The sequence below is a fragment of the Lacimicrobium alkaliphilum genome (assembly GCF_002591895.1).
GTDB lineage: Bacteria > Pseudomonadota > Gammaproteobacteria > Enterobacterales > Alteromonadaceae > Lacimicrobium > Lacimicrobium alkaliphilum.
Genome location: NZ_NISX01000001.1, coordinates 233,179 through 245,942 on the forward strand (window position 1 = coordinate 233,179; position 12,764 = coordinate 245,942).

At 47.4% G+C, this 12,764-nt stretch carries 12 protein-coding genes; 8 read left to right on the plus strand and 4 right to left on the minus strand.

The features are described from left to right. Positions 1–11 precede the first annotated feature (11 nt). From CDA54_RS01075 to CDA54_RS01085, 3 genes are read left to right on the plus strand one after another with little or no spacing between them, the layout of a single operon-like run. Entirely contained in the window at positions 12–1,157 is a 1,146-nt protein-coding gene (locus CDA54_RS01075) for an enoyl-CoA hydratase/isomerase family protein (protein ID WP_099033141.1), read from the plus strand. A gap of 6 nt (positions 1,158–1,163) precedes the next feature. Then, positions 1,164–2,063 (plus strand): 3-hydroxyisobutyrate dehydrogenase, encoded by a 900-nt coding sequence (gene mmsB, locus CDA54_RS01080; RefSeq protein ID WP_180237084.1) that lies wholly within the window; start codon positions 1,164–1,166, stop codon positions 2,061–2,063. Beyond that, positions 2,064–2,825, plus strand: a complete 762-nt coding sequence (locus CDA54_RS01085) for an SDR family oxidoreductase (RefSeq protein ID WP_099033143.1) — start codon at positions 2,064–2,066, stop codon at positions 2,823–2,825. A gap of 50 nt (positions 2,826–2,875) precedes the next feature. Here the strand turns inward: CDA54_RS01085 and CDA54_RS01090 are convergent, their stop codons facing one another. Next, positions 2,876–4,414: a DUF3413 domain-containing protein gene (locus tag CDA54_RS01090; RefSeq protein ID WP_099033144.1), complete on the minus strand. Its 1,539-nt coding sequence runs from the start codon at positions 4,412–4,414 to the stop codon at positions 2,876–2,878. Beyond that, positions 4,411–4,656: a YejL family protein gene (locus CDA54_RS01095; RefSeq protein WP_099033145.1), complete on the minus strand. Its 246-nt coding sequence runs from the start codon at positions 4,654–4,656 to the stop codon at positions 4,411–4,413. The genes CDA54_RS01090 and CDA54_RS01095 overlap by 4 nt, the downstream gene beginning before the upstream one ends. 281 nt (positions 4,657–4,937) lie before the next feature. Here CDA54_RS01095 and yejK point away from each other — a divergent pair, with 281 nt between their 5' ends. The 3 genes from yejK to CDA54_RS01110 all read left to right on the plus strand — a co-directional run bounded on the left by yejK (position 4,938) and on the right by CDA54_RS01110 (position 9,207). Beyond that, positions 4,938–5,954 (plus strand): nucleoid-associated protein YejK, encoded by a 1,017-nt coding sequence (yejK, locus tag CDA54_RS01100; protein ID WP_099033146.1) that lies wholly within the window; start codon positions 4,938–4,940, stop codon positions 5,952–5,954. Positions 5,955–6,048: 94 nt separating this feature from the next. Beyond that, entirely contained in the window at positions 6,049–6,930 is an 882-nt protein-coding gene (locus CDA54_RS01105; protein ID WP_099033147.1) for a 6-carboxytetrahydropterin synthase, read from the plus strand. 189 nt (positions 6,931–7,119) lie between these two features. Further along, positions 7,120–9,207: a M13 family metallopeptidase gene (locus tag CDA54_RS01110; protein ID WP_099033148.1), complete on the plus strand. Its 2,088-nt coding sequence runs from the start codon at positions 7,120–7,122 to the stop codon at positions 9,205–9,207. 167 nt (positions 9,208–9,374) lie between these two features. On the opposite strand, the gene CDA54_RS01115 is transcribed toward CDA54_RS01110, so the two are convergent. After that, entirely contained in the window at positions 9,375–9,602 is a 228-nt protein-coding gene (locus tag CDA54_RS01115; RefSeq protein ID WP_099033149.1) for a hypothetical protein, read from the minus strand. A 10-nt stretch (positions 9,603–9,612) separates the two neighbouring features. Then, positions 9,613–11,412 carry a M61 family metallopeptidase gene (locus tag CDA54_RS01120; RefSeq protein ID WP_099033150.1) on the minus strand — a complete coding sequence of 600 codons (1,800 nt, stop codon included), beginning with the start codon at positions 11,410–11,412 and terminating at the stop codon, positions 9,613–9,615. Positions 11,413–11,544: 132 nt separating this feature from the next. Here CDA54_RS01120 and CDA54_RS01125 point away from each other — a divergent pair, with 132 nt between their 5' ends. Together CDA54_RS01125 and CDA54_RS01130 are read left to right on the plus strand one after the other, a co-directional pair. Next, the gene (locus tag CDA54_RS01125; RefSeq protein WP_099033151.1) at positions 11,545–12,237 is read left to right on the plus strand and encodes a flagellar brake domain-containing protein; all 693 of its coding nucleotides are present in this window, start codon (positions 11,545–11,547) and stop codon (positions 12,235–12,237) included. 12 nt (positions 12,238–12,249) lie between these two features. After that, positions 12,250–12,711 (plus strand): Mpo1 family 2-hydroxy fatty acid dioxygenase, encoded by a 462-nt coding sequence (locus CDA54_RS01130; RefSeq protein ID WP_099033152.1) that lies wholly within the window; start codon positions 12,250–12,252, stop codon positions 12,709–12,711. Positions 12,712–12,764: the final 53 nt, after the last annotated feature.

A 12,764-nucleotide genomic window follows, 5' to 3' on the forward strand; every position in this document is an offset into this window, starting at 1 on the left:
AGGAGGTTATAATGTCTGATCAGGATACACAGCAGGATTGGGTGGTGTTTGACAGGATCAAAACCGCAGGTGGAAAATTCATCGGCCATGCACGGCTGAACAATCCTAAAGCGCTCAATGCACTGAGTTTACCGATGATTGAGTTGCTGCTGCCACAGCTTAATAGCTGGCGTCAGGACGACAGCATCGCGCTGGTATTGATAGAAGGTGCCGGAGACAAAGCTTTTTGTGCCGGTGGTGACGTGGTTGCTATGTACAAAGCAATGAAAGCCTCCCAGGGCGAAACGCCGGCCTTAGTGGAAGAATTTTTTACTCGTGAATACATGCTGGATCATCTGATCCACACCTATGACAAACCACTGATTATATGGGGTAACGGCATTACCATGGGCGGTGGTTTAGGGTTAATGGCCGGTGCCAGTCACAGGATTGTCACAGAAACCGCACGTATTGCGATGCCCGAAATCTCCATTGGTTTGTATCCGGATGTGGGCGGAAGCTGGTTCCTGAATCGCATGCCAAAGGGTTGTGGACTGTTTCTGGGCCTGACAGGGGCGAGCATTAATGCTGCCGATGCTCAGTATGTGGGGCTGGCAGATTATCTTATCAGTCAGGGCAGTAAAGATGGGTTTATAGAACATCTGCAACAATGTGAATGGACCGACGCAATAACCTGGAACCATGAAAAAGTCAGTGAAGTGTGTCTGCAATTTGCTGAGGAATCTCGTTCACTGACGCCGGACTCGAATATCAAAGCGCACCAGCCACTGATTGAGAAAGTGACACAGGGTAAATCGCTGGATGAGGTGATCAATGAAATTGTGTCGCTCGAGCCGGGCGATGACAAATGGCTCAGCAAAGCGATTGCTACGCTTAAGGCTGGTTCACCAATCACTGCCTGCATTCTGTTTCGTCAACTTCAGCAAGGGCAGGGCAAAAGCCTGGAAGAATGTTTCCGGATGGAGCTGGGGCTATCCTGTCGCTGTGGCGAAGTGGGGGAGTTTCAGGAAGGTGTGCGGGCACTGCTGATTGATAAAGATAATAAGCCTGAGTGGAAATACCCAAGTGTGGACAGGGTGCCGGACTCATTAATTGAACATTTCTTCACTTCGCCCTGGTCGCAGGACGATCATCCGCTCAAAGATCTGAAAGGATAAGGAGTCATAATGAAAATCGCGTTTATTGGATTGGGTAACATGGGTGGCCCCATGGCTGCCAACTTAATTAAAGCGGGCTTTGAAGTGCAGGTGTTCGACCTGCTCAGCGAGAATGTCAAACGTCTTACTGAACAAGGTGCGACATCTGCAGAAACAGCTGCTGATGCCGTCGAGAATGCGCAGGTAGTTGTTTCAATGCTGCCTGCGGGTCGTCATGTCAGGTCTCTGTACCTGGACGATGAGTCGATGCAAGGTGCACTCAAACCCGGAACGCTGGTGATTGACTCCAGTACTATTGATGCACAAACGGCCAGGGTTGTTGCCAAAGAGTTGACAGCCAGAAACATCGACTTTATTGATGCACCGGTATCAGGCGGTGTAGCCGGTGCACAGGCCGCAACGCTGACCTTTATTGTTGGCGGTGAAGCCACACAGTTTGAAAAGGCGCAGCCAGTGCTCAGTGCGATGGGCAAAAACATTTTTCATGCGGGCAAGCATGGCGCCGGGCAAGTGGCAAAAATCTGCAACAACATGCTGCTGGCCGTGCTGATGGCGGGCACCAGTGAAGCCTTGCGCATGGGCATTAACAATGGCCTGGATGCGAAAGTATTATCTGAGATTATGCAACAGAGCTCCGGTGCCAACTGGACTCTTGATAAATACAATCCCTGCCCCGGAGTAATGGAGAATGTGCCTTCCAGCAAGGGTTATCAGGGTGGTTTTTTAGTGGATTTGATGAAGAAGGATCTGGGCCTGGCACTGGATACGGCCATTCAGAGTAATTCGTCGACCCCTATGGGCTCATTAGCCCAGAGTCTTTATAGCCTGCATAGCCTCAAAGGCCATGGCAGTCTCGATTTTTCCAGTATCTTCACTCTGTTTGAACACGTTGAAAAGGACAGTTAAATGCAATTAACCGATAAAATTATTGCCATTACCGGCGCTGCCCAGGGGCTGGGTTTAGCAATGGCAAAACACCTGAGTCATAGCGGTGCCAGAGTGGCGATGCTGGATATGCAACAAGGCCCACTGGATGAGGCCGTGGCACTAGTCAAAGAGCAGGGCGGTGAGGCAATTGGCTTTGTGGTCAATGTGACCGATGAAAAGGATGTTGAACAGACATTTGCAGATATTAAAACCCAATTCGGGGCTTTGCATGGTCTGATTAACAGTGCCGGAATTATGCGTGATGGTTTATTGCTGAAAGTTAAAGATGGACAGGTGGTGGATAAGATGTCTCACCAGCAGTTTCAGTCTGTAATAGATGTGAATATAACCGGTACCTTTTTGTGTGCCAGGGAAGCCGCGCAAGCGATGGTTGAAACCCAGAGCAAAGGGGTGATTGTTAATATCTCGTCCGTATCCCGTGCCGGTAATGCGGGACAGAGCAATTATTCTGCCTCCAAGGCTGCAGTGGCGGCGATGACAGTCACCTGGGCAAAAGAGCTGGCCCGTTTTGGCATACGTACAGGGTGTATTGCGCCAGGTCTGGTCGAAACGGCGATGGCAGCGCAAATGCGGCCGGATATGCGTGAACGCTTCTTAAGTACTGTTCCTCTGCGACGTCTTGCGGAGCCTGATGAAGTAGCTTCGGCAGCGCGTTTCATTTTCGAAAATGAGTACTTTACCGGCCGCGTGCTGGAGCTTGATGGCGGCACCCGGGTGTGATTAAAACCGGCAAAAAGGAGTTTGCCGGTTGCTGACTGATCACAATCTTACTATTTCTGCGTGCTAAACCGGCTCAGGTGTTTAACGCTCTGACTCAGGCGGCTCATATTCAGTTTATCCGGTATACGCTGCCCTGAAGTCAGATCAGTAATCTTATAGTTTCCCTGTCCGTCCACTTCAATTTTCTGCTGTCCTTCAAGCAACACCAGTTTATTATTGCTATTACTAATCAACCAGTCTCGTTGTCTGTTCAGTAACGACTGGCCGGTTGTGTAATTGACCACAGGTGCATTGCACTGGAGAAGGTCGAGAACCGTTGGCATCAGATCCTCGTGGCTGGAAGGATTATTGTTGGTGGGCAGGGAAATATTGGTCAACAGATTAACCTGCTGATTGGGCTGCATCTGCGTCAGTAGCAGCGTATTATGCTGATGCAGCTTGCCGGCCAGCAAAATATTGAGCTCCTGCTCATCAACAAATCCAATCGCCAGTTTAGGGGTTTCGCGGGTCACCTTTTTCAGAAAGTCCTGCCAGCCAACCTGCAGGCTGGTAACGCCCACGGGTAAGGCTGAAGACGAGTAGATAAACGTATCCAGACCAAGATTCTGTGTCAGGTCAAGCGGAACAGGGCGCTGCTGTTCCAGTGCTGTCTGGTATAGCGATGGCAGGCCATACAACACAGAAAATCGCGCGCTGGCCTGGTCAGCAGAGATGTCATAGTGCTGATCGTGGCTATTCAGTCCCAACGCAGAACCTAAATGGCCGAGTTCTCCCTGTACGGTACTGATCAACACCACCACACTTGCTTGTTCATTAATACCGCAATAAACCGGTTCTGCGGGGTAGGTGGCAGACTGGAACGGATTACTTAACTGCAATTCCTTGCGTCTCTGGTAGTTCTGAATGTCCAATAAATCGTATTTCGACATCAGAGTTTTCGCTGTCGCCGGATAGGACAGGGGAAACATGTCATCCTGTTTGACAATAGGCTGATATAGATTAGCGTCGGCCCAGATATGGGCCCCATGACTGCTGACAAAACAGAGCACGAAGAAGGTCAATATTGGCAAGCCCACGCGTTGCTTTTGAAGCCGTTCCACGCGCTGCCATAATGCATTGGCAATGATAAGCTGTAATGACAGCCAGACAATAAATAAAAGACTCAGATAGCTCCATTGCTGCCAGGTGAAACTGGCCATCGCACTGCGCGTTTCACTACGTATAATTTCCACCGACCCGAGGCTCAGATGCAGACCATGTTTGGTATATAACAAGGCATCAAAAGCGAGCAGAGCCAGGCCAATAGCAGCGAAGACGGAACTGACAACCTTCACAACCTTAATATTAGGAACCAGATAGCACTGGGGTAACACTAACAGTATGAACCCTAAAAAGGTTAAAAAGGCGATATGGCTGAACCAGTTGCTGAACAGGTATAGCATGCCTAGTGCGGTGTCTGGCATGCCAGAATTGAATACATAAATAGAGGCGATACAAATGGCAACGATAATATTACTCAGGGCAAACCAATGGCCCCATGCTACCAATTTGGAAACTCTCTGACGTCTGGGTGTGTCACCTAAAATCATTGGTTTTTGTTCTGTCCACTGGATTCTGGCGCATCAATGCTTTTTAGCAGGATACGGGTAAACTCATGGGCCAGAGAATCTCTTTGATTATCCGCTACCTGATGGTTGAATATTCCGGTAATCAGATTACCCAGAGCCATCAGTGACAACTCCCTGTCTGCCTGGTGTTTTTGCAACACACCGATAAGATCCTGGCTAAGGCTGTCGAATTGAGTATCTGAATATTTGGATTGCTGCGGCATGTCTTTGTGTTCCTGAGCAAGTGGCGCCTGAGGCATAGTATATTTTTATGTGTAGAGCCTGTGCCGATATGCTACAAACTACGTTAAAAAATAATCAAAAAGGCGAATCGGTTAAATTGTAACATAAGGAATTTGCCTTGGGTGGTTGATTATTCCTTTTGATATCATATCCTTGTCCGCCCTTTGTGCAAGGGAGAGATTTGCTTTTTTGTCACAGATGTTGAGTCTGTCTTCTTCGTTGATCAAATACGTTATTTTCTGTTTACTTACGAGAGCCCCCTATGAGTGCCGTAATCCAAGATTTTGTTGTTCACCAGCTTAGAATAAACGCTGATCAGGAGCTTGTACTGATGCCAAGAAACGCATGTTTCGAGATCTCTTCGCAAATTGAAGAGCTGGCACAGCAGTTACATCATACCTACAACGGCAAACCCGGTAAGGGCCTCGGTGGCCTGAGCGAAGACACAGAAGACAGCTTTAGTACTCACTTGTCAGCGTTGTATGGCGGGGAACTCTCATTTCATGGTTTTAGCGTAAAAACGGCAGAGCTGCTGAGACAAAAACTAATGGAATTTGCCACGCTGGAAACCGGGTTTGTGGTGTTTAGTCGCTACCAGTTTCTGGCCACAGACTACTTGCTGATTGCCTTGATTAACACACGCCAGCATGTGGAAATTAATCAGGAACTGGAACTGAATTATAGTGATCATCTGGATTTAGCCAAAATGCAGTTGGCCGCCAGAATTGATATTACCGAAATGCAGGTGAACAAAGACAAGCAGCGTTATATCAGTTTTATCAAGGGCAGAGCCGGGCGCAAAGTTTCTGACTTTTTTCTGAGTTTCCTGGGCTGTGAAGAGTTAGTTGATAGCAAGGAACAGAATAAACAACTTGTTTCACAGGTAGACCAGTATTTGTCCGGCGAACAAATGGACACCAGTGAAAAACAGCAAAGCCGTCAGGTAGTATCGGATTACTATAAAGAAAAGTTGGAGCAGGGAGAGAATATCAGCTTACCAGAGCTCTCTGAACGCATGCCTGCATCCACAGAAGGGCAGGATTTTTACAGTTTTATTCAACAACATCAGCAAGAACAGCCCTTAGAGCAAGACTTTCCCGCTGATCGGGCTGTTATCAAGGGCCTGAGTAAATTCTCTGGCCAGGGGGGCGGTATCAGTATCAATTTTGATCGCCAGTTGTATGGTGAGCGCATCCAGTATGATCAGGCCAGCGATACTCTGATCATTAAAGGTGTACCGCCTAATCTTAAAGACCAGTTGCTCAAATCCGGAAAATAACCATCCATAGGACTGGCGTTACAACAACACTTATTGGTGACTTAAGGTGACTTGGGTATACAATGGGCGCAGCATTTTTTAAATCTATATTGCCATGCAATTATTCGTAAATGATTTAACCGTTATGGATTTTTCTTACCTGTGTCCCGAAAGGGGTATGGTTGGTGAGAGCTGGATCGTCGATGTGATTCTTGATGGAGGCCTTAATGAAGAAAGTATGGTGCTGGACTTTTCTAAGGTAAAGAAGCAACTCAAACGCCTGATCGATGAGCATGTGGATCACAAACTTCTTATCCCGGCAGAGCATCCTTACAGCCAGATTACCCACGATTCTCTGACCGATCAGGTTTGGGTTGATTTCAACAGGCCCCATGGTCGCTCTATTCATTTGTATTGTCCTGCAGAAGCTTATGCCTTTATTTATGCCGAACAGATCAGCATGGATTCTGTAAGTTGTTACTTAAAAGAAATTATTGCCACCCATCTGCCACAAAATGTTGAAGGGCTGACTCTGACTTTGCGTTGTGAAGAGATCAATGAACCCTATTATCACTATACCCACGGATTGAAAAAGCATGAAGGAAATTGCCAACGTATTGCTCATGGCCATCGCTCCAGGGTAAAAGTGTTTGTGGATGGAACTCTGGACGCAGATGCACAGCAATATTGGTCCAGACGGTGGCGAGACATTTATATTGGTACCCGTGAAGATCTTGCCAGTGAATCGGCATTACACCTGTCTGAAATGGCGAAAGAAAAGGATCTGAGTTCACATTGTCTGTTTCGTTACGAATCCTCCCAGGGGGTGTTTGAACTCATCATCGCCGAGACAGAATCAGACCTGGTAGATACTGATTCTACCGTTGAATGTCTTGCACAGTTTATGGCCGATGAGCTTAAATCTGTACAACCAGAGAAATCCTTTATGGTTCAGGCCTATGAAGGTGTTGGTAAAGGTGCGATTGCCAGTGCATAACAGGGAGTTTATGGACGCGTAGTTTTTTTAAACGCGCATGATGGCAATATCTTTTTACAAAAAAGTCTGCGTTTGTGTCTCAAAATACAGTCAGTTTGCTGCTTAAAGCCCCCAATCCGGTGAATAAATCTGATATAAAGGCGCCGGTAAAAATATAAAAATCATAAAACGACAGTGCGAGGAATAATGATGCGAAAAACCCTAGTCGCTACCATGGTAGCATCAGCATTAACGCTGGGGGCCTGCAAAGAAAATACTGCAGAACAACAAACCGACAAAGCTGAGGCGACGGTAACAAAAGCCAGCACTCAGTCTGCTGCACCCGAAATGGGGACCTTTGGTGTTGAATTGTCAGCCCGTGATGAGTCTGTAAAACCGGGTGATGACTTCTTCATGTATGCCAGTGGTACCTGGTATGAAAATTTTCAGATGCCGGCGGATAAAACCCGCTATGGTGCCTTTACAGCCTTAGCTGATCGTAGTGAAGAGCAAGTCAAAGCCATTGTTGAAGAACTGTCAGTTGCACAAAACCTCTCCGGAGAGGAAAAGCTGATTGCCGATTTCTACAATGCTTACATGGATCTGGAAACCATTAATGAGAAAGGAATCAGCCCCATAGAGCCGTTCCTGGATGAAATTGACTCAATTGACTCGGTTGAACAGTTACCGGCGATTTTTGGTAATGCCTGGCTTACAGGTACCAACACGCCAATCTGGAGCGGAATGTGGTACAACCGCCTCAATCCTGATGAATATCAGGTCACCTTAGGGGTTGGGGGGTTAGGCTTACCGGATCGGGATTACTATCTGGAAGAGTCGGAAAGGTTTACCACCATTCGCAGTCAATATGTTGACCACATTAGCCAGATGCTTCAATTTGCGGGTGTAGACAATCCGGCAGAAAAAGCCAAAGGAATACTAGAACTGGAAACCCGCATTGCGCAGGCACAGTGGCCAAGAGAAAAACGTCGGGACCGGGATTTAACCCTTAATCAGATTGCCCGCGCTGACATGTCAGAAGGCTATCCCGGCTTCGATTGGGATCAGTACTTTGAGCCCGGTGGTTTGAAAGTGCTACAACTCAATGTGAGCCAACCGGAACCCGTCAGAGAGGTTATTGCAATTATCAATGATACCCCGGTAGAGACCTGGAAGGATTATCTGACGTACCACAGCATCAGTGGTAATGCATCACTGCTTTCTGAGGATATCTATCTGGCTAATTTTGATTTTTATGGCAGAACCCTGAGCGGACAGCAGGAGCCAAGAGCCCGCTGGAAAAGAGCCATTAGTCAAATGTCCGGAGTTGAGTCTCTGGGTTTCGCCATCGGCAAAGTCTATGTAGATCGCTATTTCCCGGAAACGTCCAAGAAACAGATGGCGGAATTGGTTGAAAACCTTCGCACCGCGTTGGGTGAGCGGATTCGCAATCTTGACTGGATGGGTGAGGATACCAAGAAAAATGCATTGGAAAAATTGCAGGCATTTCGTCCTAAAATCGGTTATCCGGACCAATGGCAGTCTTTTGATGGGCTGGAGATTTCAGCTCAAAGTCTGATGAGTAATGTTCACAATCTGCGTAAATTCTTTCAGGAGCAGGATGTGGAGAGAGAGCTGAAACCTACTGACAGAGAGCGTTGGGGAATGCCTCCACAGCAGGTGAATGCCTATTATAACAGCTCATTTAATGAGATTGTCTTTCCGGCTGCTATCCTGCAGGCACCCTTCTTTGATCCAAATGCAGACCCAGCGGTTAACTATGGCGCGATTGGCGCCGTTATCGGCCATGAAATGGGCCATGGTTTTGATGATCAGGGCTCCAAGTCAGATGCCAAAGGGATCCAGAGCAATTGGTGGACTGACGCTGACCGCGCTGCATTTGAGGCAAAAACCGATAAGCTGGCTGAACAGTACAGTCAATATGAACCGATCAAAGATAACTTTGTGAATGGCCGTAATAGTCTTGGCGAAAATATCGGTGATGTAGGTGGTTTGGCTATGGCGTATCATGCCTATCAGCTAAGTCTCGAAGGGGAAGAAGCTCCGGTGATTGACGGCCTTACCGGTGATCAGCGATTCTTCCTGGCCTGGGCCCAGGTCTGGCGCGAAAAGCGCACGGAGCAAAGTATGCTTAATCAGCTGCGGGCAGGCACGCATTCACCCGGGCGCTACCGTGCATTAGCTCCGCGTAACCATGATGCCTGGTACGACGCGTTCGATGTTCAACCGGGCGATGAATTGTATCTGCCACCGGAAGAGCGGGTGCGGATCTGGTAACAGGTAAATGAAACTCAAAAAACCGGCTGTAATAGCCGGTTTTTTGTATCCTGTCGGGTGTAGCAATGCCAAAAGATGTCGATTTGTGTTCTGAAACGGGAGCAGGTTCAGACCCCTTTATTCAACTCTGAGCATGGGTGATAGCCACTTTCCCGGAAAACGCGCTGTTAGTTAAAACTGTTCGACTCTGCGCCCCCATATTCGGCGGCCAAATCGTCAAGGGCGGCACAGGTAGGATCAAAACCTCCGGAAACATAAGAATAACTCACTCTCACACTCTGGCTGGTGCGGTGTAGTCGTGCATCGACATCTGCCGTTGGCCAGTTTCGCAGAGCATTGACAAAGCGATTGGCCTGTTGTGACGAAGTAAAATTGTAGGTTAGCTGAACTTGCATAGAAACCCCGTCATTGTGTCGCGTTTGTTTTACGCTTCCACAAGGAAGATTGTGATGGATCAGATTCGCTCAGTGAAATGATCAGCTTTGGCGCCGGCAACAATATGATCTCTGTGGTTACCAGGCGCTGATTGCGAAACAGGTGCATGGAAACCGGCTGATGGGGTGGCAAGGTGTTGCACAGCGATTCCAGACTGGTGCTGTCAAGCTTCAGCTCGTCCAGCGCCAGCAAGATGTCTTTTGCATAAATGCCTGCCGATTCCGCAGGGGAATCCTCCAGTACAGCGGTGACCTCTAGCCCCATAGCATGGGATCGATAAAGTACGCCGAAATAGGCCCCTTGCTGTTCACCTGCAATACTCAGTAAGTCCTGGGCCGCTGGTTGTTGTGTCTGCTGGATACCAAATTTTTCCAGCAGGCTGCTCAGATTTAACCGCTCTGATTGGTTTAACAGTGTATCGAGGTCTTTGGCAACCTGATGATCAGACAACTCTGCCACCACATTGCTGAGATCCTTATCGCGTGTGCCCAAGCCGGTTTTGCCATGATCCTGCCAAAGTCGGCGCATTACATCGTCCAGACTCTTTTTCCCCTGGCTGTGCAGGCGCAGCGTTAAATCCAGCCACAGAGCAATCAGTGACCCTTTAGTGTAATAACTAACAATGTTATTAATCGCATCTTCGCCTTGTTGGTAGAAACGCGTCCAGGCATCGAAGCTGGAATCTGATATTGACTGTTTGGTCTGCCCTTTGCCCCGATGGACTCGTGTCAGGGTCTTTTGCAGGAGTTTAAGATACTGTTCAAAGTTTATCAGGCCACACCGGAACAGACTGAAGTCATCATAATAAGATGTGATGCCCTCGTAAGCCCATAGCTGACGGGTATAGGTTTCCTGGCCCAGATCTGGTTTGATAAACTCTTCAGGCTTAATTCGACAGACATTCCATGCATGAAAATACTCATGGGAGATCAGGCTCAGAAACGTCATGTAAGCTTCGGTCTTGTTACCTTTCTCACTCTTTGTAGCCAAATCGAAGGTAGAACAGAGCAGGGCGGTAGAGTTCTTGTGCTCAAGTCCGCCAAAACCGTTGGGTAGAACATTTGTGAGAAACCAGTATTCAGTGAAAGGGGCTTGTTGTGATTGTGGCTCGAAGAGTTCGATATGGTGTTGACAAATCTTCTCAACATCCGCGCAAATTCTTGGCATATCAGCATAGTGCTTGCCACTGAGAACCAAATGGTGCCGCACGCCGTATACATCGAATTCTGCTACATCGAACGAACCTATTTCCACCGGACAGTCAATGAGTTGCGCGTAGCATTCAGCATGGTAGTCACCAAAATGATACTTTTCGGTTTTATCACTTCGCGTAAGCCCTGTGGCGACTTTCCACTGCGGCTTGTCGGCTGGAGCAATGAGGCAAAGCTGATGTGGGGTATTGTCTAATTCTTCAATTTTGAGAAACACAGAAGTACCATTAAAAAACACCCGATGATCGTCAACATAGGCACTTCGAATCGATGTATCAAAAGCATAAACCTGATAGTTGAGGATGACAGGGTTGCCATTAGTATGCAGTTCCCAGCTTTGTTTGTCGTTTTTTTGTAAGGGCAAAGAATGCCCTTGCTCATCAACGGCTGTGATGCTGACGATGTTTTTCGCAAAATCTCTGATCATGTAAGAGCCAGGGATCCAGGCGGGTAAACTAAAATGAAGTGTGTTACTGCTATGAGCGGGAATGGCGAGTCTGACATCAAACAGATGCTGATGACGCTGATCAATGCTGAGTTGATAGTGAATCATGCTCATTGGGTACCTTCTAATGAAAAATTTACTAAATATGTCTGTGGCGAGATTCCCGGTGCGACTTTGCTGGTATCGGGCTCGAAAAAGCACAATAATAACAACATAATAATTTAATGCAGCGCTCAGAGTTAAAAGATGGCAATACTCTCAGAGAAAACCGGCCTTTCAAAAGAAGACTTGCGTAAATTACGTTCGTTAAGGCCGGGGACGTCTCTTGATGTTCAGGTGAAGTCACCCACTGCGGCTAAACGGGTACGCACTGAGTTTGTGGGTATGGACGGGACACGCTGCCTGATTTTACGTTATCCGGACGAATCAAAGTGGGGATCACTGAAAGACGCGCTTTATGCGGATAATAGTATTATCGTGCGCTTTATTCTCGAAGATGAAACCGGTGAAGTCATCGCCTTCAAAAGTAAAATAATACTGGTAGCAACACGACCGACACATCTGGTGTTTATCAGCTTTCCAACAGTTATACAGAATCAGGGCTTAAGGTCAGAAAAACGCACCACGACACGCACCCCGGTGCAGCTTGCCGCCAGCGATTCAGGCAGAGTGTTTCTCAAAGCCGTTATTCTGGATATTTCTTCTAAGGGATGCCGGATTGGTGTAAAAAAAGGGCATACAGGCAATCTTAAGTTGGTGGGTAAACAACTGATCCTCAAGGTGGCCGGTAATGCGGAAGCAGAGCACAGTATTATGGGTAAAGTCGTCAACCATAAGACAGATGACGTCAGTAATTTTTATGGTATTCAGTTTATTGAAGGGGATAACGACCCGGAGCAACTGAATCAGTTGTTAGCAGAAATATCTATTGAATTTTGACAGGTAGCAATTATGAGAAAAATTGAAAGGCTGCTCGATGAATATGGCCAAAGTCATCAGAACAAAACAAATGTTATCATCCATGGGGTAGCGGTTCCGGCCATTTATTTTGTCACTATCGGACTGGTATGGTCTATACCCGTGCCTGAGTTTATCGCACATTTTGGCGTTACCTGGGCACACCTGATTATGGTTCCCGTATTGTACTACTATTTTCGTTTATCAGGCCCTATTGGTGCGGCGATGACCTTACTGTCTTTATTGTCGTTTCAGCTGATCTATATGCTTGATGCCATGCAGATTTCAGTGTGGCAGTTTTGTCTCGGCCTGTTTGTGGTGATGTGGATCCTGCAGTTTGTAGGCCACCATATCGAAGGTAAGAAACCATCTTTTTTTAAAGATGTACAGTTTTTGTTAGTCGGCCCGGCCTGGTGGTGGGTGCACTGGTTAAAGCGTCTTAATATTCCTTACTAGGTCCATTGAATAAACAATAGCATCTGATAGCAACTTTTTGGTGCCATCGGCGC

Coding starts and splice junctions, on each gene's coding strand:
- CDA54_RS01110 (WP_099033148.1), top strand. CDS start 7,120: ATGCGAAAAACCCTAGTCGCTACCATGGTAGCATCAGCATTAACGCTG.
- CDA54_RS01095 (WP_099033145.1), bottom strand. CDS start 4,656: ATGCCGCAGCAATCCAAATATTCAGATACTCAATTCGACAGCCTTAGC.
- CDA54_RS01090 (WP_099033144.1), bottom strand. CDS start 4,414: ATGATTTTAGGTGACACACCCAGACGTCAGAGAGTTTCCAAATTGGTA.
- CDA54_RS01120 (WP_099033150.1), bottom strand. CDS start 11,412: ATGAGCATGATTCACTATCAACTCAGCATTGATCAGCGTCATCAGCAT.
- CDA54_RS01085 (WP_099033143.1), top strand. CDS start 2,064: ATGCAATTAACCGATAAAATTATTGCCATTACCGGCGCTGCCCAGGGG.
- CDA54_RS01130 (WP_099033152.1), top strand. CDS start 12,250: ATGAGAAAAATTGAAAGGCTGCTCGATGAATATGGCCAAAGTCATCAG.
- CDA54_RS01075 (WP_099033141.1), top strand. CDS start 12: ATGTCTGATCAGGATACACAGCAGGATTGGGTGGTGTTTGACAGGATC.
- CDA54_RS01125 (WP_099033151.1), top strand. CDS start 11,545: ATGGCAATACTCTCAGAGAAAACCGGCCTTTCAAAAGAAGACTTGCGT.
- CDA54_RS01105 (WP_099033147.1), top strand. CDS start 6,049: ATGCAATTATTCGTAAATGATTTAACCGTTATGGATTTTTCTTACCTG.
- yejK (WP_099033146.1), top strand. CDS start 4,938: ATGAGTGCCGTAATCCAAGATTTTGTTGTTCACCAGCTTAGAATAAAC.
- CDA54_RS01115 (WP_099033149.1), bottom strand. CDS start 9,602: ATGCAAGTTCAGCTAACCTACAATTTTACTTCGTCACAACAGGCCAAT.